15 protein-coding genes and 1 riboswitch are annotated in these 20,368 nt (G+C 35.6%); all 15 genes read left to right on the top strand.

Annotated features, from left to right (window positions below; translation table 11 throughout):
• Positions 1–123 precede the first annotated feature (123 nt).
• Complete coding sequence (locus RT261_RS12965) at positions 124–834, top strand: ABC transporter ATP-binding protein (protein WP_313133068.1); 711 nt, start codon at positions 124–126, stop codon at positions 832–834.
• Between the two features lie 16 nt (positions 835–850).
• Positions 851–2,437, top strand: a complete 1,587-nt coding sequence (locus tag RT261_RS12960) for a hypothetical protein (RefSeq protein ID WP_313133066.1) — start codon at positions 851–853, stop codon at positions 2,435–2,437.
• Positions 2,438–2,630: 193 nt separating this feature from the next.
• The gene (locus tag RT261_RS12955) at positions 2,631–3,431 is read left to right on the top strand and encodes a hypothetical protein (protein WP_313133065.1); all 801 of its coding nucleotides are present in this window, start codon (positions 2,631–2,633) and stop codon (positions 3,429–3,431) included.
• A 262-nt stretch (positions 3,432–3,693) separates the two neighbouring features.
• A riboswitch (cyclic di-GMP riboswitch) is annotated at positions 3,694–3,803 on the top strand.
• Positions 3,804–3,968: 165 nt separating this feature from the next.
• Complete coding sequence (locus RT261_RS12950) at positions 3,969–5,666, top strand: GspE/PulE family protein (RefSeq protein WP_313133063.1); 1,698 nt, start codon at positions 3,969–3,971, stop codon at positions 5,664–5,666.
• Positions 5,667–5,689: 23 nt separating this feature from the next.
• Positions 5,690–6,745: a type IV pilus twitching motility protein PilT gene (locus RT261_RS12945; RefSeq protein ID WP_313133062.1), complete on the top strand. Its 1,056-nt coding sequence runs from the start codon at positions 5,690–5,692 to the stop codon at positions 6,743–6,745.
• 170 nt (positions 6,746–6,915) lie between these two features.
• Positions 6,916–8,130, top strand: coding sequence for a type II secretion system F family protein (locus RT261_RS12940; protein WP_313133060.1), 1,215 nt, complete (start codon positions 6,916–6,918; stop codon positions 8,128–8,130).
• A gap of 98 nt (positions 8,131–8,228) precedes the next feature.
• Entirely contained in the window at positions 8,229–8,711 is a 483-nt protein-coding gene (locus tag RT261_RS12935; protein ID WP_313133059.1) for a prepilin-type N-terminal cleavage/methylation domain-containing protein, read from the top strand.
• Between the two features lie 63 nt (positions 8,712–8,774).
• Positions 8,775–9,530, top strand: coding sequence for a prepilin peptidase (locus RT261_RS12930; protein WP_313133057.1), 756 nt, complete (start codon positions 8,775–8,777; stop codon positions 9,528–9,530).
• Positions 9,531–9,633: 103 nt separating this feature from the next.
• Positions 9,634–11,295, top strand: coding sequence for a pilus assembly protein PilM (gene pilM / locus RT261_RS12925; protein ID WP_313133055.1), 1,662 nt, complete (start codon positions 9,634–9,636; stop codon positions 11,293–11,295).
• Entirely contained in the window at positions 11,282–12,034 is a 753-nt protein-coding gene (locus RT261_RS12920; protein ID WP_313133054.1) for a hypothetical protein, read from the top strand. Before pilM ends, RT261_RS12920 begins: the two co-directional genes overlap by 14 nt.
• A gap of 41 nt (positions 12,035–12,075) precedes the next feature.
• On the top strand, positions 12,076–13,080 hold the full coding sequence (locus tag RT261_RS12915) for a prepilin-type N-terminal cleavage/methylation domain-containing protein (RefSeq protein WP_313133053.1): 1,005 nt from the start codon (positions 12,076–12,078) through the stop codon (positions 13,078–13,080).
• Positions 13,081–13,082: 2 nt separating this feature from the next.
• The gene (locus tag RT261_RS12910; RefSeq protein ID WP_313133052.1) at positions 13,083–15,200 is read left to right on the top strand and encodes a hypothetical protein; all 2,118 of its coding nucleotides are present in this window, start codon (positions 13,083–13,085) and stop codon (positions 15,198–15,200) included.
• 13 nt (positions 15,201–15,213) lie between these two features.
• Positions 15,214–15,705, top strand: coding sequence for a type II secretion system protein (locus tag RT261_RS12905; protein WP_313133051.1), 492 nt, complete (start codon positions 15,214–15,216; stop codon positions 15,703–15,705).
• Positions 15,706–15,725: 20 nt separating this feature from the next.
• A complete protein-coding gene (locus RT261_RS12900; RefSeq protein WP_313133049.1) occupies positions 15,726–16,232 on the top strand; it encodes a PulJ/GspJ family protein in 507 nt (168 codons plus the stop codon).
• A 19-nt stretch (positions 16,233–16,251) separates the two neighbouring features.
• Positions 16,252–20,151, top strand: a complete 3,900-nt coding sequence (locus RT261_RS12895) for a DUF5057 domain-containing protein (protein ID WP_313133048.1) — start codon at positions 16,252–16,254, stop codon at positions 20,149–20,151.
• The last annotated feature ends 217 nt before the right edge of the window (positions 20,152–20,368 follow it).

Genomic DNA, 20,368 nt, shown 5'->3' with positions numbered 1-20,368 from the left:
GGTATTATACTTGACAAAATAATAGCGGGAGAATATTATTTGTTTATATCTTTAGATATTTATCTGATTATGTAAAAATTAGATATAGTAATGTATGTATAATAGTTTTGTGGGAGGTTAATTATGCTAAGTATTCGTAATTTTAGTAAAGTTTACAAAGGTGGAAAGAAAGCGGTAGATAATTTGTCCTTGGAAGTAGAAGCAGGGGACATATATGGTTTTATCGGACATAATGGCGCCGGAAAGACTACAACTTTGAAAGTGGTAGCAGGGGTTCTGGATTTTGAAGAAGGAGATATTCTAATCAATGGAATGTCCATTAAGAAAGAAGGAGTTGCCTGTAAAAAAATAACTGCTTATATACCGGATAATCCGGATCTATATGAACATTTAACCGGTATCCAGTACTTAAACTTTATAGGTGATATTTATTCCATATCTAAAATAGAACGGGAAGAATTAATTAAAAAATATGGTGATGCATTTGAGCTGACTTCAAACCTTGGAGATTTATTATCTTCTTACTCACATGGTATGAAGCAGAAACTTGCAATTATATCTGCACTGATTCGTAAACCGAAGTTATTATTATTAGATGAACCTTTTGTTGGTCTGGATCCAAAGGCGTCCCATACATTAAAAACTTATATGGCGGAGTTGTGTCAAGAGGGCAGTGCAATCTTTTTCTCTACTCACGTATTGGAAGTTGCAGAAAAGCTTTGTAATAAAATCGCTATTATTAAAGGCGGTAAATTAGTTGCAAGCGGCAATACAGAGGAAGTAAAAGGTAACCAAAGCCTTGAAGAATTATTTATGGAATTAATAGAAAAATAGAAAGGTGTGGTTATTTATGAGAGAAATATGGTTACTGACCAAAGTTCAATTAGGTACAGCCTTTGATTTCAATATATCTAATAGAAGCAGAAATGCTAAAAAAAGAAACCCATTCTTTATTGTTGGAGTAACTGCGCTGCTTATATTACTTGCAGGAACGTCTTTCTTTTATAGTTTTATGTTAGGTTCTAGTTTTATGCAACTAAACACGATAGAATTAATGCCTGAATTTATGATGGCAATTACTTGTCTTGTTACAATAATAACTACTATTAATAAAGTAAAAGGAACTTTGTTTGGTTTTAAGGACTATGATCTTGTTATGTCTTTACCGGTAACCACCAGCAAGATTGTAGCAAGCCGGTTACTATTACTATATTTATTAAATATTTTATTCACATGTATAGTAATGGTACCAAATAGTATTGCTTATGGCATATTGGTAAAACCATCTCCTGTATTTTATATTATTAGTTTTGTAATGATGTTATTTATACCATTAGTGCCTATGATTGTTGCAATGATTATCGGCACAGTTATTGCAGTTATTGCCTCCAGATTTCGCCGTAGCAATCTGGTGAATTTAATTATTGTTACTGCATTTTTTGTACTTTATATGGCATTCATATTCACGGCAGATTCAGCTGAAAAAATGGGTGAAATAACAACAGCCATTACCAATCAGGTAGATAGTATGTATCTGCTGGCAAGAATGTTTCGCGGAGCAGTATGCGAATATGATATTTTATCTATTGTACTATTTGCAGGTATATCCCTAGGTGCATTTATTTTATTTTCTATTATAGTTGGAGTTGAATTTAAGAGTATTAATACAAAAATTCTGTCCAATTTTACAAGAGGTAATTATAAAGTAGGCAGTCTGAAACAATCTACACCTTTTAAAGCGCTGTTGGTAAAAGAAGCAAAAAGATACTTTTCCTCTACTCTATATGTACTTAACACGGGATTTGGTGTTGTTATTATGTTTTTAGGCTCTGTTGCATCTTTATTTCTTAGTAAAGAAACATTTGCAGAACTTTTTGATGTGCCCATTCTTGGAAGTGAATTCGGCCAGCTAATTGCAATTATGTTTGGTTTTTGTGTTGCTATGACTAATGTTACAGCCTGTTCCATTTCCCTGGAAGGAAGGAATCTATGGATATTAAAAGAATCGCCGGTAACAGAAAAGACTATATTTAATAGTAAAATTGCTCTGAATCTTATTTTAACCATACCTGCTATACTCATAAATTCAATTATCGTATTTATTGGACTGCATTTATCTTTATTGGATTTATTTATAATTATACTGTTACCAACCGCATTTGCATTTTTTGTATCTATATTTGGATTATTAGTAAATCTCAAAATGCCGAATTTAAACTGGACTTCGGAAGTAACGGTTATTAAACAAAGCGCTTCAACAACAATAGCTGTTTTATTAAATATGTTTCTATCATTTTTACCTTTTATATTAATGATGGTACTAAACATAAGACTGGCTGTTATTAATGGGCTTATGGCACTGGTATTGCTAATTCTTAGCGGCATTATGTATCGATATATTAATACAAAAGGCGTTAAAATATTTGAACAATTATAATAATAAGAAATATACAAATAGAAAGAGGCTGCTTGATAATACTGTCCAACATGTTGGATTCAGTACAGGCAGCTTCTTTCTATTTTAGAATAACAGATTACGGTTTACCTTTGCATACAAATAAGACTTTAAAGAATACTATACTTAAAACGTAGAGTGAATCATAGGTAGAATTATTCCTGGAGGTGTCATTTTGTATTGTCATATAGAAGAATTACATGATATACCAACGAATACATTAGGAGAGCCAAAAGAAATCCTGGTGGATTCATATACTTGGTCTAATAACGGGCAGACTGGTAAAACTTATACTTATAAAATGAGTGATGAAAAATATGAACGTCCTATTAATAAAGCCTATAGGATAAGTTTACATGAAGAGAAACCCTATTCCCTTTGTGTGATACATTATTATGACTTGATTGATTATGATTTGGAAGACTGTATAGGAGAAAATAAAATTGATTCGATAGCAAAAGGAATAAATATCAGCAGAGATGAAATATGGTCGATTATAAAGTCAGAGCTTGAGCCCTTACAAGATAGAATTCTTAATGAATACCAGCAAACAGAGGAATATCTGGCACGTAAACATCACCAGGAAATATTAAAAGAGTATCGTCAGGCCAAAGAGGATTTTCAAAAAGAATACGGTATTGCTGCCAGTGAATATGACAGATGCTACAATGTGTTCGGAGAGTTAATGAACTCTGAATACTTAAATCAACTGAATCAAATCCTTGAAGAAAGAATCAATATTAAAAAGACTAGCAAGAGATACCGTAAATATGCCTATCAGGAAAATTTCAATAATTATTTTAATAGCAGCAGTAGCAGCAGTATCAGCAGTGAGTTTAACGATGACGAGAGGGAAATGCTTGGAAGGTTCTATAAAATTTTGGCTAAAAAATACCATCCGGATTCCAATCCGGATATAGATACCTCTGCAGAGATCCTTCTGATTAATAAACTTAAAAAATCATGGAGGGTCTAAACTCTATGGTATATGTTATAAAAAGCCCAGAATGTAAAAGCATATTTTGTAAATATGCAAAGACTGAGTTTTAATCTAAAATGTGAAATGTGACTAAAAATATGAAAGAAAACCGGCAAGTTGACTAGAATTTTATATTGTTACAAATAGCTGAACTTAAAAAGGCAGAGATTACAAGAATACTTATGGTAATCTTTTGTGCATAATTATGTTGCATTGGAAAGAATTATAATGTATCATATTTTAATATAATCATATAAATCATAAGTCAGGGCAAACTTATCGAAAGATAAGGACGCAAAACAAGAAGCCTGTCGGGGAAAATATATCATGTATAGTATATATAGCCCCTATGGTGGTTCAGTTGCAGCTAATACAAAATATTTCTATTTTGTTTAGTTGCTTTTTTTTGCTTTTTTAATAAAAATTTTGTTGAATTGTTAATTTTAGGTGATTATATATATGATTTATGATACAATAGGACTAAAGTCCTATTGGTAAAAGATTGAAAAATAAAAGGAATCGGTGAGAGCAGGAATGGATTTTAGAAAAAATAAAAAAAGACTAGGTGATATATTAATCCAGGAAGGTCTTATTACGGAAACGGACCTTAAGACTGCCTTATCAGAGCAAAAGAAAGGCAATCGCAAATTAGGTGAAACATTAGTGGATTTAGGCTATGTGAATGAACTTGCCATTGCTAAAGCACTTCAAAAACAACTTAAGATAGATATTGTACAGCTTACTGGTATTAAAATTCCACAGGATATTCTTAACATGGTTAACGAACAGATACTACGAAAATATATGCTGATTCCTTTTGAATTTGATCAAAAGGATCCTAATACCCTTAGGGTAGCAATGTCCGATCCTATGGATATTCTGGCTGTTGATGATCTTTCTATCATAACCAATTTTAAGATAGCACCAGTAATATCACTTCCCAGAGAAATTGCAGCAACAATAGATAGGTATTATGGAAATGCGGAAGCCATGGAGGTGGCAGAGCGATATACCAAAGAAAAAGAGATACTGGACAAAGAGAAGGAAGAAAAAGAGAATAATGAAGATATAAATAATTCACCTATTGTAATATTAGTAAAGACCATGATTGAACAGGCCGTCAGGCAAAGGGCAAGCGACATACATATAGAACCATTTGAGAAAACAATACGTATACGATACCGGGTTGACGGTATATTAAAAGAAATTATGAAATATGACAACAGCCTGCTTTCAGCAATTGTAGCCAGAGTTAAGATTTTGGGAGATATGGATATCTCTGAAAAGAGAAAGCCTCAGGACGGGCGAATAGCCATGATCATAGACAGAGAAGAGTACGATATTCGTGTGTCGATACTGCCAACGATTTATGGAGAGAAGATAGTAATGAGACTTACCTCTAAAAGAGGTCTTACAAAGGACAAGAAGGAGCTTGGCTTTACGGATGAAGAAATGGAGAAATTCAATGCCATTCTTTCTAAACCTCATGGGATGATATTAGTAACCGGACCCACTGGAAGCGGTAAGTCCACAACCCTTTATACAGCACTTAGTGAGTTAAACAAGGAAGATGTTAATATTATTACGGTAGAAGATCCGGTAGAAGCCAATATTGACGGAGTGAATCAGGTTCAGGTAAATCCAAAAGCAGATTTAACATTTGCCAGTGCTCTCAGATCCATCCTAAGGCAGGATCCGGATATTATCATGATTGGTGAAATTAGAGATAATGAAACTGCTGAGATTGCTATTAAAGCCTCCATTACCGGACACCTTGTAGTAAGTACTCTTCATACAAATAGTGCGGCTAGCAGCATTACAAGACTAGAAGACATGGAAGTGGAACCTTACCTGATTGCTGATGCAACTATTGGAGTTATAGCACAGCGGTTAGTGAGAAGATTATGTCCATATTGTAAGAAGGAAAAGCAGGCGAATAAATTGGAAAAGGAATTGCTTGGACTTAAGGAGGATGAAGAACAGGTAATATATGAAGCAACCGGATGTCATATGTGTAATGAAACGGGATATTTTGGCCGTATCGGAATATATGAGATTATGCCTTTAACACCTGCACTGAAAGAATTAGTAAGTAAAAAAGGTAATGCCTTAATGATTAATAATCTGGCATTATCAGAAGGAATGAAAACTTTGAAAACCAGTGTGTCAGAAAAAGTATTGCATGGTATTACTTCCATTTCTGAAATGAAGAAAATATTATTTGATGATTAGGTAAAAGAAAGTAGGGAAAAGGTATGGTTACTATAGAGGAATTACTACAGGTTGCAAAGGATATAGGAGCCTCCGATCTCCATATTACAGTTGGGGTGCCTCCAAAATGCAGGGTCAACGGTGAGCTGCAGGATGTTGGGGACATAAAATATATGCCGAATGATACATCGGAATTAATAATGCCAATTGTTCCTGAACATTTTAGAACTGTCTTAGAGACGAAAGGAGAGGTGGATTTTTCTTATTCTATTCCCAACCTGGGTAGATATCGTGTCAATGTATTCAAGCAAAGAGGCTCCTATGCAACGGCAATTCGTCTGGTGGGTACTACAATTCCAAAACCAGAACAGCTGGGGATTCCAAGTTCAGTTGTAGAACTCACAGCTAAGAAACGAGGATTGGTTCTAGTAACGGGACCTACAGGAAGTGGTAAATCAACATCTCTGGCCTCCTTAATTGATGTGATAAATTCCAATTATAACACCCATGTAATTACCTTAGAGGACCCTATTGAATATCTGCACCATCATAAAAAGTCCATAGTAAATCAGAGAGAGATAGGCCTGGATAGCCAATCCTATAGCAATGCCCTTAGAGCAGCTCTTCGAGAAGACCCGGATGTTATACTAGTTGGAGAAATGAGAGATTTGGATACCATTTCCATCGCCATAACGGCTGCTGAAACAGGACATCTGGTATTCTCAACCTTACATACAATTGGTGCAGCTAATACCATTGACCGAATTATTGATGTTTTTCCTCCTCATCAGCAGCAACAGATTCGTATCCAGCTGGCATCAGTTTTAGAAGCTGTAATATCTCAGCAGCTGATTCCACTTTCAGGCGGGAAAGGAAGAGTGGCAGCATTCGAGGTTATGCATGGAAATACAGCTGTTAAAAATCTTATCAGAGAAGGAAAAGCATTCCAGATTCCTTCCATTATCCAAACGAATAAAAAGTCCGGCATGCAGATGATGGATGATGCAATTTTTAATCTATATATAAAACGAAAGATTGATTCCGAAAATGCATTGCATTTCGCACAGGATCCCATTGCGCTTGAGCGAAAATTATTCTAGGAGGCTAGTGTGAATTATTGAAATGCATAATTCACACCCTGATTTGTGGCAGTGCCTCGTCTGCAAGCAGACGCGGCATGCAATGGGAGCTAATGTGGAAAATTTTGATTCCCACACAGTCATTTGTACGGCAGCACAAATTTGCGTTTGCAGCAGAATGGAGGATTATAATGAACAGTTATTCTTATCTTGTCATTAATAAGAAGGGTAAAGTACAAAAAGGCAGTATAGAAGCAATGGATGTGGAGAAGGCAAAATTCTTATTAAAAGCAGAGGGTTATCTTCCGGTAACATTGGAAAAGCAAAGTTTATTAAATAAAAATATTAACATAAGCATTGGGAATCCAGTAAAACCCAGAGATTTAAGTGTATTTTGCAGGCAGTTTGTAAGTATACTCACTGCCGGTGTATCTGTTGTAAATGCACTGGATTTACTCACTCAGCAAACAGAGAATAAAGTGCTTTCCGAAGCAATTAAAGAAGTTCAGATTTCTGTTGAAAAAGGTGAGAGTCTTGCAGATGCCATGAGGGAGCAAAAGAAAGTATTTCCCTCTATTCTTACGAATATGGTTAAGGCAGGGGAAGCCTCAGGAGATCTGGAGACTGTTTTCGAGAGGCTGGCAATACATTTTGAGAAAGAGACAAAGTTAAAGCTTCAGATGAAGAAGGCTTTGATATATCCAATTATCGTAGGTTTAGTGGCTGTAACAGTCTTAGTAATTATGATGCTCTTTGTTGTTCCAAATTTTATGTCCATGTTTGCTGATATGAATATTGACATGCCATTTATGACCAGGTTTGTCATTAAAATCAGTGATTTCATGATTGCAAGATGGTATGTACTGGTTACTGTGTTAGCCTTTATTATAATTGGTTTCTCATTGTATAAAAAGTCCTCTGCCGGCAGGGAGGCGCTCGGGCGTCTAGCCTATAAGATACCTTGCTACGGAAAGTTTATTATGAAGTCTAATTCGTCAATATTAACCAGAACACTAAGTACTTTGCTGGCTGCTGGTATCTCTGTAATCGAAGCGTTGGATATTACTGCAAGAACCATGGATAACGTAGTTGCAAAAGATGCTCTGCTTTTGGCTAAAGAAGATGTTGCGAAAGGAATACCACTTTCCATTCCTATTAAGAATGCAGGAATATTCCCTCCAATGGTTTATCAAATGATTAAGATTGGAGAGGAATCCGGTGATATTGAAAGCATGCTGGAAAAGGTCGCAGACTACTATGATGAAGAAGTGGAAGCTGCCGCACAAAGATTAACTGCCGTTATAGAGCCTGCCATTATTATCTTTCTGGCTTTGCTGGTTGGAATAATTATCATGGCAATTATGCAGCCAATGCTTGCCATGTATGAAGGACTAGATAACCTATAAGCCCTAAAAGAATAATCTATTAGGAAAACATGAGCTTCCTGATAATTATTAATAGATTTACTAAATAATTAAAAAATAAACTAAAAAGGAGAGTAAAGATGGAAAGGGAAGAAAAAAAGGAAAAAAGAAGAAAACTACATAACAAAGGATTCTCATTGGTGGAACTGCTTATCGTTATTGCGATTATAGCAATACTGGCAGGTGTGTTATCACCACAATTGATTAAGTATCTTGCTAAGTCTAAAAAAGCAGCGGATATTCAAACTGCTCAGACAATAGCCACAGCAGTAGGTGTGGCATTGGCTGATGAAACAGCGTATAATGCAGCAGCATCGACCAAAGTATCAGATTGCTATAAGGCCGATACGGAAACAAATGCATTTCAAAAAGAGATAAAATCAATTCTTGGTTTAACTGCACCGTTGCCCAAATATGAACCTGACACTTATAAAGATTTTTTTGTTTATGTTGATCTCGGCAATAATTCATATGAGATCTATGCCGGAAATGAGAGACCTACTGATGATAATCAGAGGAAAGCTCTTATTCTATATCCAACAGTTGGAACACAATATAAATAATTAACTGCAAACATCAAACAAGACCTTGTTCTTGTTTGATGTTATTAAAAAAGGAGTCTACCCATGAACCCGAAGCCACTCATCTGCGTTATTATCTTTCTATACGGTATCATAATTGGCAGCTTTCTTAATGTCTGCATTTACCGTATCCCTTTAAAAGAGGATATCGTTACAACACCTTCCCACTGTACTCAATGCGGACACCGATTACAGTGGTATGAGCTATTTCCTATATTCAGTTATCTTTTCTTAAGAGGAAGATGCAGAAAGTGCGGCAGTAAAATATCCATACAATATCCTATTATAGAAGGATTGAACGGGGTTCTTTATGTGTGGGTATTTTTAATACATGGACTAACTCCGGAGAGTGTAATATATTGTTTATGTGCATCAGCACTTATTGTACTGAGTGTTATTGATTTCGGAACGTATGAGATACCGGCAGGGATTAATATATTCCTGGGAATAGCAGGTATTATACGGGTGCTATATGATCTTAAGAACTATATGGATTATATTTTAGGCTTTATGTGCGTCAGTGGTTTCCTGTTTCTTGTCTATATCATAACCAGAGGGAAAGGAATTGGGGGAGGAGACATTAAGCTTATGGCCGTAAGTGGGTTAATCCTTGGATGGAAGTACAATATATTAGCTTTTGTAATTGGATGTATCCTGGGATCCGTGATTCATTTATTTAGAATGAGAATAAGTAAAGAGGATAAGGTATTAGCTTTTGGTCCTTATCTTTCAGCAGGTATTATGATTGCTATTTTATATGGAAAGCCAATAATGGATTGGTATATAGGGTTATATACATAAGCGGATTGTACTGGTGGAAAAGTTTAAAGAGTTCTATTCTTTAAGCTTGAAGTTTATGCTATACACAAAGCTGCTAAACCTTGAAAGGAGCATGGTTTTAAGTATGTCAAACAAAGTAATAAGCATAGAGATCGGACTTCACATTACCAGAATTTGTGAAGTTGAATATAAAAAGAAAAACCCCAGGGTATATCAATGTATTTCCTTTCCAACACCGGAAGATACCTATGAAGACGGATTCATCCGTAATAAGGAAAAGTTTGTTGATACAGCAAAAGAGAAGATTGTTGAAGCAAAGATGAAGAGCACCAGAGTTGTTTTCACCATTGCATCAACCAAGATTGCCAATCGTGAAATTGTAATTCCCTATGTAAGAGAGAATCGGATAAAAGATATTATAGAAACCAATGCCACGGATTATTTTCCTGTGGAAATATCAGAATATACGATTACATATGGAATATTAGAAAAAATAATAAATGGAAAAGAGAAAAAGTTAAGAATATCTGTATTAGCAGCACCAAATCATTTGATCAAGAATTATTATAGTGTAGCTAAAATGCTTGGCTACCAGGTAGAAGCGGTTGACTATATTGGTAATAGTACATTTCAGGTCTGTAAGAAGCAGGGTGGAACTGAAACCGGATTAATTGCCCAGATACAGGAAGATTCTACTCTTCTTAGTATTATTGAGGGAGGTGTACTAACCTTTCAGCGTACCATTCAATATGGTACCAGTTCTATTACTAACACATTAGTAAATGGTGAGTATTATGAGGTTAGCAACGACAATGAAGCATTGCAGCTGTTAAGCAGCAAAGGGTTGATAAATAGACAATTCGAATCTCATCTAGAGGAAACAGCAGCGATTACCTTAGAATATCCCAAAGAATATTCAGGTAATGGGTTAGAAAGTGCTGCCAGGCAAGAGCTGACAGAGTCTCTATATCTTCTTGTTAATAATATTATCAGGGTTTTGGATTACTATCTTTCAAGAAATGAAGAAAAGAAGATTCATACCATGTATCTTACAGGACAGGGTATCAAAATAAAAGGACTCAGTGAATTACTCTCTAACGAGACAGGGATTCATACAGAAAAGATAAAAACTCTTTATGGTATAACTTTTGGTAAGGATGTTAATCTTAAGGCTGAAAATCAGGGTGATTACCTCTCCTGTATCGGTGCGGCCGTGAATCCGATCAATTTTATACCCAAGGACTACTTAATTACTGTAGAAAGAAAGAGTACGGTTCACTTAAGAAGAGTTCTTCTTGGAGGCTCTGTTGCTATTAGTTTTATATTTCTTTTAACGGCTTTTATAGGATATCGAATTGAGCTGCTGGAAAAAGATGGGATGGAAGCTCAGATTAAGGAATTGGCAGAAGCAGAACAGATCTATAAGAGCCATAAAGAGGCTAAAAATCAGTATAGCAGCATAAAGGCTATGTATGATCGTACCATGGGAAATAATGAGCAGTTAAATATACTTATTACAGAGTTGGAAGATAAATTGCCATCTAAAAGCAATATCAATACCATGAATATAACAGATGATCAAATTTCCTTAAATATAAAAACAATTTCTAAAACAGAAGCAGCCAAAGCATTAATTCAATTAAAATCAATTGCTTCCCTTGCTGAAGTGAAAACAGAGAGTATTACGGAACAAAGGGATGAAAATGGCAGCATCACAGTAGAGTTTACTGTATCCGCTAAATATAAAGACAATTTTACAGAGGGGGATAAGGATGGAGGTAATTAGAAAACTGTCAGAGAGAGAAAAGAATTTACTGTTTATTCTGCTTATATTTATTATCTTATTCTTTTCCTATCAATTTGGTTATGTGAAACTTACTGAGAAAACAGATGCCTTGAGCAGCGAGAATCTGGAATTAAATGTGAAATTGAATGATTTAAAACAAAAAGATGTTGCAAGAGAAAAATATATGGAAGAAACCAATAAGATGATAGCAGATACTCAGAATATGTTTAATCACTTGGCAGCTTCCATGACTCAGGATAAGAACACCATATTTGTTACGAAATTGGAGAAGGAAGCAGGGATGATAGTAAGTGCCATCTCATTTGGCAATATCAATGAAATTTATGATTCGAAGGAAATGGCCAATTCAACTAATCAGACTGCTAACGGCACATCCAAGGATACATCCAGTGATACATCCAATGTAGAAAATACAGCAGATGTGACAGCAGAAGGTAATGGTTTAAAAGGATATCAGTCATCTATTACTATAAATTATCAGACTAATTATGGCGGGTTAAAAAAGGCCATTGATTTCATAAATAATTATCATGAGAAAATGAGGATTCAGTCTATTACCGCTGCATTTGATAGTACAACGGGCAACCTGACAGGAACCATAACAATAGATCTGTTTATGCTATCAGGAGGTGACCGGGAAACAGAGCCATTCGATATCAATGGAATTGAATTGGGGACGGATAATATCTTTGGAACTTTCGAACTTCCGGTAGAATAGATAGTCTGTACATAAAGAATAAAATAAATGTGGAGGGTGCCATGGACAGAGAAGGAAAAAGAATATTCCCAATAGATGATAAAGGATTCTCTTTAGTAGAACTTCTGGTTTGTATAGCAATTATTGCACTTGTCTTCGGTCCCCTGCTAAAGAATTTTCTTGTTTCGGCCAGAGTGAATGCAAAAGCAAAAAAAGTGCAGCAGGAAACTATTTTGGCACAGAATATTGCGGAAGATGTAAAGTCAAAAACGTTTCTTGAAATTGCCTCTACCTATAATGATAATACAATCGTCCATGGTGATAAAACAATCTATACGAAGAAGTTGATTCAGGACGGAAAGAATAAATATGATATACAAATAATCATGGATAAGGATGTTTACAAAGAGGTTAATCCTGATGGAGATCCGGTGGGTTATAATAATTATAAAATGCCTATTATCACAGATATTAATGAAATAAAGAATGTAATTGCCACAGAGAACCATGAGACCTCCATGGCAATCACTGTATTATATAATAATTACAGGTGGTACCGGGAACAGACGAAGACCGATACAGGATATACGGTAGGTGAGTATTCGGAAGATGATGTCAGAATAAATCTAAGCCGGGATATTCAGGTTACTATCAGGAATCTAAGTGGAAACATCAAAGTTAGAGTGCAGGCAGTATATAATTGCGAAGCCGTACCTGGAAGCGGCAGCGAAAGTTATGTTTTAAAAGAGACAGATTATAATCGTGATATGAATGGAATCTATGTATTCTATAAGCCAATCCTGCATGATAAAGTTACGATACAAAAAGACAGTACTATAACAGAAACTATGGACTTATTTCTTGTCAGTCAAGACACCGATTATGGTATTGTGCTTGATAACCCTGGATTTGTACCTGTATATAGTAATGTATCATTAACAAGCCCTTTGGTTAAGAAAGAGGCGAAAACCAGGTTGTATGATGTTACGGTAAAACTATTTTCTGCAGGCGCGGATTATGAGACAGCTGTTCCCTGTGTAACCTTTCATACAACCAAGGAGGAATAAGGATGAGGAAAGATAAGCATTATTATCTAAATAATGAAGGTTCTGCTTTGATTATTATTATTGTATGTATTGCTTTTCTAACGATTCTATCTTCTTTATTACTGACGGTAACATTGAACAATGTCCAAATGAAGAGTATAAATCAGAAATCAAAGGCAAATTTTTATGATGCAGAAACTGCTTTATCAGAGATTCGGGCGGGAATTGAAGAAGTTACTGCTGCTTCATTAGAGATAGCTTATAATGATGCAATGGAGAATTATTTGGACGAAACCATAGATAAAGAGAGCCTGTTCTCACAGACTTTTATAACCGAGATTGCGAAGAAACTGGGAGATGGTATTGATTTAACTGCATATGAACCAGCAACAATCCGGGGATACATAAAGGAGCCGGATGCCACATTAATTACGAATGCCAGCTTGGGGGAAAATAAATTAGTAATAGATGTAGAGAACCCGGGTAAACCCGAATATATAATTATTAAGAATATAAAGCTAAGTTACATAAACAGCGAGAATTATAAAACAACCTTATCCACCGATATAAAGATTACGGTTCCGGACATGGCTTTTCACGCCTCCAACAGCGGTACCAATGTATTTGCTGACTATGGTCTCATAGCGGACCATAGTATATCCCTTAATACGGTGAACCGAGTTAAAGTATACGGAAATGCTTATGCCGGTTATGGAGGAATTGTTCTGGAGAATGCATCTTCCCTGACTATGGGGCAGGGAAGCAATATTATTACAAGAGGTAATATTGATGTTAAGAATCGAAGCATCCTGCAGATTCTTGACAGTCCCAATATTTGGGTAAAAAATATTACCACATCCCAGAATGTAAATGTTGGTACAGAAATGCCCACCACCATTCAGATTAGTGGTAAATGCTATGTAGAAAATGATCTGACACTTGGAGCAAAGAAAAGTGATGTTACTTTATCCGGTGAATATTATGGATATGGTAATGAACATATTCCAGATAAAAGCAGTGCAGTTATAATAAATGGACTTAAATCGAGCCTTAATTTGTCAGATCTGGACCGCTTGCTTATAGCAGGAAGGGCGTATCTTGATCCAAGTACTGGCGGTAATGAATATAGTGAAACCAGGCAGGGAGACATTCGGACAGGAGAATCTTTGGCAGTAAGAGGAAACCAGTATGCTTATTTGGTGCCAAGTCAATGCTTATGGCGGGATGTTGATTCCAATTCGGCAGAACCTAAGAATGTAGGGAATCCGGTATCCTATGATAAATATTTAAAAAGGAAAAATAAAACAGATGGTTTAGGAGACATTCCTATGGTTTCTCTGACTCCGGAGATTGCTGATTATGCCAATGGTTACACTACCGTATTCTATAGCCATGGAACCCGTAAAGAGGTATTCTTTTTTCTTGCATTTGCTAACGAAGAGAAAGCCAATGAATATTTAAAAAAATATTATAGCAGGCAGCAATTAGACGAAGACAGCAAAATGGAAGCCAGAATTAAGAGTTTTGCAAGCAGTATATCCGTAAATACTACATCCTCATTGATTATGTCTCCGGGACATTTACTTACATACCAGGAGGAAAGCGGTGTAGGGCTTGTGGAAAGTACCGTGGCACCGGATGGAAGTACAATGCAATCTATGTCAGATCAATTAAAGGAAAGATATAAGGTTCTGTCACAGGAACTTTCGGAGCTTCATTTGGGGGTAGTATATGACTCATCCTCAGTATTTCGCTCTATTATAGACACTTCAAAGATCTTACCCTCCACAAATAAAGTTTATACTATAGACAGCAGTCATAAAGCTTATGTTGTAGACGGTGATTTTACCACAACATTTGGCATGCAGGGAATTGTTATTGCAACCGGGAATGTTATTGTAAATGGAAGCTTTACCGGACTGATCCTGGCAGGAGGGGACATCATTCTTTCTGCAGAATCCACAGTAACGGCTTCAAAACAGGTTGTAAATGCTATTATAAATAAGAATACTGAATTAAATACAATTTTTCGAAATGTGGTGGTGAACAATCAGGAGGGAGCCGACAGCCTGGAGGATAATGGACGGATTATAGTTTCTGAATTAATTGGCTATGAAAACTGGAAATTGAACGGAGAATAAGAGGTGTAAGTTTATGGCACGTGGTAATAAAGGATACACACTGATTGAACTAATCATAGCGTTGGGAATAGTCGCGATCATCACAACAGGAGTCTTACTATTACTAAATCAAGTTACCATGGCAGACACTAAAAAAGCGGCAAAAAGTGTAGATGTAGTTCTGGATAAGCTGCGGCTGGATACAATGGCAAAGAGTTCAAAATCTTATCTGCATATTTATTATTATGACAATGGAGTTTATATGAAAGTATCCAGTGAACAGGACGGTACTCTGGCAGAATTGGATTCGGATTCGGGTAAAAAAATAGGCCGTAAGATGTCTATTTGTTATACGGAAAATGGGGGCACAGAGAAACTATTAGAAAGCGGAGAGAGTATTGTCATCAGTTTTAACCGAAGTTCCGGTGCATTCTCATCTAATTATAGTAGTATTAAATTCACTTATTCCAGTCGAAGTTCAGTGCTTCAATGTATAAAAGAGACGGGCAGGCATGAAGTTTATTAGGAAGAAAAGGGGGAACCCCTATGGCACAGAGAGAAAAAGATAATAGAGGCTTTACATTTATTGAAATGTTAGCAGTCGTTTCTATTTTAGCAATTGTTATGGTCTCTTTAGCTTTAATCATGAGTTATAGCTCCAGAAATTATAGAAACTTAAATGAAGAGGTGGCCTTGCAGACAGAGGCACAGATGATTATGAACCAAATGAATGATTTGATTATAGAAGGATATAATGTAAAATTCGATCCCAAAGGTGAACTTACAATATATCAGGAAGATGTTATTTACGTTATTCTTTTAGATATCACCAGACACCAGCTTGATTTTAAAAAATTTACCCCGGATGGTACTCTGATTGGCAACAAAGAATTATTAGGCAAATATGTTGAAGAATTTCAAGTGATGGATACAGGAGCCGATGATTCTAATAATCAAATCCAGGTATCTATAAGCCTGAAAAAAGACAATAGTACTTTTGAACTAAAGAATCAAGTCATTACCTTGAGAAACAGGATAAAACCTGTACCATAATGGAAGGAGGTTCGTTCATTTGAAAAAATTGAAAAGAGAAGGAAAGCGTAATAATATTAAATTTTATAAGGTCTTAAAATATACTTTTGTAACCGGGTTGATTCTTTCTTTTCTTATCATTATGCCTCAGATAATAATGTGGGTACAGGCAGCAGTTATCTCAAAAGGAGAAGTGGCAACTGACACGGTTCCAAATGAATCCGGTGAAAAGGGGGCAAAGAACAATCCATTTGTCATACTTGAGATTGTCCCTTATGAAGGGTATGGAGAGATTGGATATTTAATAGATGGATGTGAACCAGTTGATATGGATAGGCTCCGTTACTCGAGTGATATGACAACGGTAACAGCAACCCAAGCCTCCTCCGCAGTTTGGGGTAAACAGTATCAATTTCCGGATGAAAAAGGGATTCCATCAGACTGGATTATCCAAAATGGTGAGAAGACACTGTACGGATTCTATGAAAGAGTAGGAGAAAATGAAGGTCTATTTCAGGAAGTTGTTGATAAAACAACGGGACAGATTAATTATGTCAAGGTGGGTAGTCATGGAAATATAGTCTGGAAAACTGTTTTTGGTATGACTGAGGATAAAGTGGAAAGTAAGAGGAAACTGGAATTCGTTGGTGACAAAGTTTATACAAGCCGGACAGATAACCAGTTTAAAGAAGGTTATGCTTATACATATACCAATCATAATTACTTCTTAAAGGATGTATTAGAGGCATCAGTAAATGATATAAAAGACTATCATATCATGGTAAAAACCGTGGAGCCTAAGGATTTAAATAAGCAGCTGGAATGGATAGACAGAGCAGATTTAATATCCATTAGTCCAAAATCTCATATCAGTAATCTGCCTGAAGTATGGGAAAAATATAATCTTGCAGGTAAGTCAGCAGGCCCTCATCCCTGGGATGGATTTGGCAGCAACGACTTAAGCTGGGAGGCAGTTGTCCGCATATTTAAGAAAGTGAATATTGAGAAAGACTATGCGGCTATTATATTTGATTGGACTGTATACACGAATCCGCCAAGCAGCACAAGAAAACTGGTGATTCCTTATCAGACAGATTATTATGGTAATGCAACAAATCATACGAATGGAAGTGAATGGGGCAATTCTAACAATGTTTTTAAGCTTGCTTTAATGTCAAGAACTATGAATCCCGTTCTATTTTATAATCTATTTCTAAATGAGAATCCGGAAGCATTAATAAAGAATGGGTCCTTCGTAAATCAAAAAGGAGACGGAAGAAATTATTGGTGCCAAAGTACCTTTATGCCTACCCAGAAAGATGGTTCACTGGCATGGAATACTCATTGGGATTCTTTGTGGGAAGAATTCAGGCTAAATCCTAATATGAACGGAAATGTAAGTGTTGCCGGAAGAATCTATACTTATAATGGCGACTGCAGTTTATCACAAAATTTTGTGAATGATAAGATAGGGGAAACAAAATATACGGAAGAATTTTTTGATTATGTAAGGGAGAAGAATGTGAAAGATATCCCTGCTAATGCAGTGGAATTTATTCTTGGACCTCAAAAGGATGATTCTCTTCAGGATATGCCTCTAAAGATATTGAATATCGAACCAACCAGTGAGTTTACATTAAACACATATAAATTGCGTACGCTATTACCTAATTATATAGGGACAATTGATATTGTACATATGACTTCTGCTGAATTTGTGGGAAAAATAGAAGATTTGAACAGTACTTATAACGGAATTTATATGGGAATGAATTGCGGAGGATATAATACAAGGTCGCAAAGAAATCCGGATTATGGAAAGAGCTCCTCCGATGCTCCACTGTACATAGATTTGCCGGATTACAATGACAATGCACTGGATGGGAAGATTTATCTTCATGTGGGAGATTTGATTAAAGGCAACCGTTTTGGAGTAAATTGGCTTCCAGGAGGAACGAATTCTTCAATAAGAAATACGACCAGGATGCCTGGGAATGATATTACAAAACAGAAAAAAAGGGAATTAAATGATTTTATAAAAGCAGGATATCCGGTATTTGTGGATTCCAAGCTGTATCATACAGGATCTGACCTGACAGAGCTTGTAGCTGATAAGACATCCAATATATATGCTTTAATAAAAGAGAATAAAGGAAGAGAGAATCTATTAAATGTAGCAGAACTGCCTGCTTGGAATATCCAAAGTAAGATTAATACGGATAAGCCAACTTTACAGATTAACTCAGCGCCTGTTCCCTACAAGGGCACATTCACTAATGGAACCATTAGTGTCGATAATTACATTAATGGCAGTAATATTAATTTTAGAAACCTGGTTTATAACTACACAATTCTTGAGAAAGACAGTAGTAAAACGTTTCTGGTAAAACTTTATATTGATGCCAACTCAGATGGAAGATTTGACGAGACAGAACTTAATATGATTCAAACAGGGGTTACTCCAAACAAACCACATAAACTAACAAAACGATTAGCTAAGGACTACTTTGGAGTCATACCTTGGAAACTGCAAATTGTTGACCAGAATCAGCCAGAAAATCGAGATGAAATATCCGGCTTTTCAGCTGTGAAACGATCGGATTCCGAGAAAGAAACCATTCGTGTCTTACAGATTAATCAGAATAGCAGTTCAACATTAATCCTTCAAAATAACACCCAATTTCGTAAGTTTACGGAGAATCTAAATGACTTCAAAGTTATTTTTGAAACAAAGACTATAAAAGATTTCGAAAATATGTATCCAAGATCTAATAGTTTTGACATAAGTTCTGAAGAAACCAAAAAGAATACGGATAAATTAAAAAATTATAATATGCTGATTCTTGGCTTTAGTGATATATATGGACCTATAAAGAATGAATCCGCACTAAACAATATAAATTATTTTATTGAAAAAGGGAAAAGTGTTCTCTTTACACATGATATTACTTCTTTTAATAATGAAAGTTCTCAAACAAATGAGTTTGGATATTTTTTTAACAGGGATTTTAGAGATATATTAGGAATGGATCGTTTTGGTGTACGAAATTCCGGTGGAATATTAAAAGAATATAATGATATAGCAATGTCACCAACCGGAGTTTTATATCCCCAGATTCATGGATACAATGCATATGCGCTAAAAAGAATTGCAGATAATAATGTGAATCTTACATTTAAAGGATTAAGTCCAAGTGCTGACAATAATGTAACAACAACGGTTACAAAATTGAATCAGGGACAGATTACCAATTACCCTTATGTAATTGACGATACAATCAAAGTGGCAGATACCCATGCTCAATATTTTCAACTTAACCTGGAAGATCCAGGTATCGTTGTATGGTATTGCCTGAGTAAAGGAAACATTGATGGAAGTACTGCTGATATTTATGGTATGTCACCAAATGATGCTTCCAACTATTATTATATTTATAATAAAGGTAACATTACTTACTCCGGCGTCGGTCATTCCAAGGTTGGAGATAGTGAAATGGAGGTTAAGCTATTTGTAAACACAATGATAGCAGCGTACAAAGCATCCATCGAACCACCTATAATCGAGATTCTGAATGAGGAAGAATGTGTCTTTACCCCAGATGAAGTCTATGGAACAGATGATATTCTTGAAATTGAATTTATTCCATGGGATTTTAACCTATCCAGTCAGGAACTTGGAGTAAAAGTTCAGATTGCCGGCGGAGATAAACTGGAGATATATGATAAGCATGGCAATAAAATGAACAGTGAGTTTCTAAATAAAGATGGCGAAAGTTTAATAAAATTGGAAAATGGTAACACTTATACCGCTCACTATAAAAGAAGCCTCTTTACAAATGAGAATCTAAGAAACATTCATTTCTATATTGAGAATAAAGCCGGTTACTATGGAACAGAAGAACTGGAATTAAGGGAAAGAGTTTTATTTAATCTATATTAAAATTTAGGTTGTTAACAATAGTACGCTTTGCCCAATATGGGTTATTCAGACCATAGAGAGTGGGGGATATTGTATATTGCTTGTTCCATATAGAAATTCGATGGTTCTAATACGATAGTAATCGCTTAAAACATATTTAAAAATTGAGAACTCCTCGGCTTCGCCCCGTAAATAATAGGTGCAAGTAGCACCTATTATTCAACATCTCAATTTTTAA

The sequence above is a fragment of the Anaerocolumna sp. genome (genome assembly GCF_032079385.1).
Taxonomy (GTDB): Bacteria; Bacillota; Clostridia; order Lachnospirales; family Lachnospiraceae; genus Anaerocolumna.
This window is presented reverse-complemented; position numbering and strand designations above follow the sequence as displayed.

Bases quoted from the DNA above. Each gene is read 5' to 3' on its own strand.
- RT261_RS12965 (WP_313133068.1), top strand. From the start codon at position 124: ATGCTAAGTATTCGTAATTTTAGTAAAGTTTACAAAGGTGGAAAGAAA.
- RT261_RS12960 (WP_313133066.1), top strand. From the start codon at position 851: ATGAGAGAAATATGGTTACTGACCAAAGTTCAATTAGGTACAGCCTTT.
- RT261_RS12950 (WP_313133063.1), top strand. From the start codon at position 3,969: ATGGATTTTAGAAAAAATAAAAAAAGACTAGGTGATATATTAATCCAG.
- RT261_RS12945 (WP_313133062.1), top strand. From the start codon at position 5,690: ATGGTTACTATAGAGGAATTACTACAGGTTGCAAAGGATATAGGAGCC.
- RT261_RS12940 (WP_313133060.1), top strand. From the start codon at position 6,916: ATGAACAGTTATTCTTATCTTGTCATTAATAAGAAGGGTAAAGTACAA.
- RT261_RS12935 (WP_313133059.1), top strand. From the start codon at position 8,229: ATGGAAAGGGAAGAAAAAAAGGAAAAAAGAAGAAAACTACATAACAAA.
- RT261_RS12930 (WP_313133057.1), top strand. From the start codon at position 8,775: ATGAACCCGAAGCCACTCATCTGCGTTATTATCTTTCTATACGGTATC.
- pilM (WP_313133055.1), top strand. From the start codon at position 9,634: ATGTCAAACAAAGTAATAAGCATAGAGATCGGACTTCACATTACCAGA.
- RT261_RS12920 (WP_313133054.1), top strand. From the start codon at position 11,282: ATGGAGGTAATTAGAAAACTGTCAGAGAGAGAAAAGAATTTACTGTTT.
- RT261_RS12915 (WP_313133053.1), top strand. From the start codon at position 12,076: ATGGACAGAGAAGGAAAAAGAATATTCCCAATAGATGATAAAGGATTC.
- RT261_RS12910 (WP_313133052.1), top strand. From the start codon at position 13,083: ATGAGGAAAGATAAGCATTATTATCTAAATAATGAAGGTTCTGCTTTG.
- RT261_RS12905 (WP_313133051.1), top strand. From the start codon at position 15,214: ATGGCACGTGGTAATAAAGGATACACACTGATTGAACTAATCATAGCG.
- RT261_RS12900 (WP_313133049.1), top strand. From the start codon at position 15,726: ATGGCACAGAGAGAAAAAGATAATAGAGGCTTTACATTTATTGAAATG.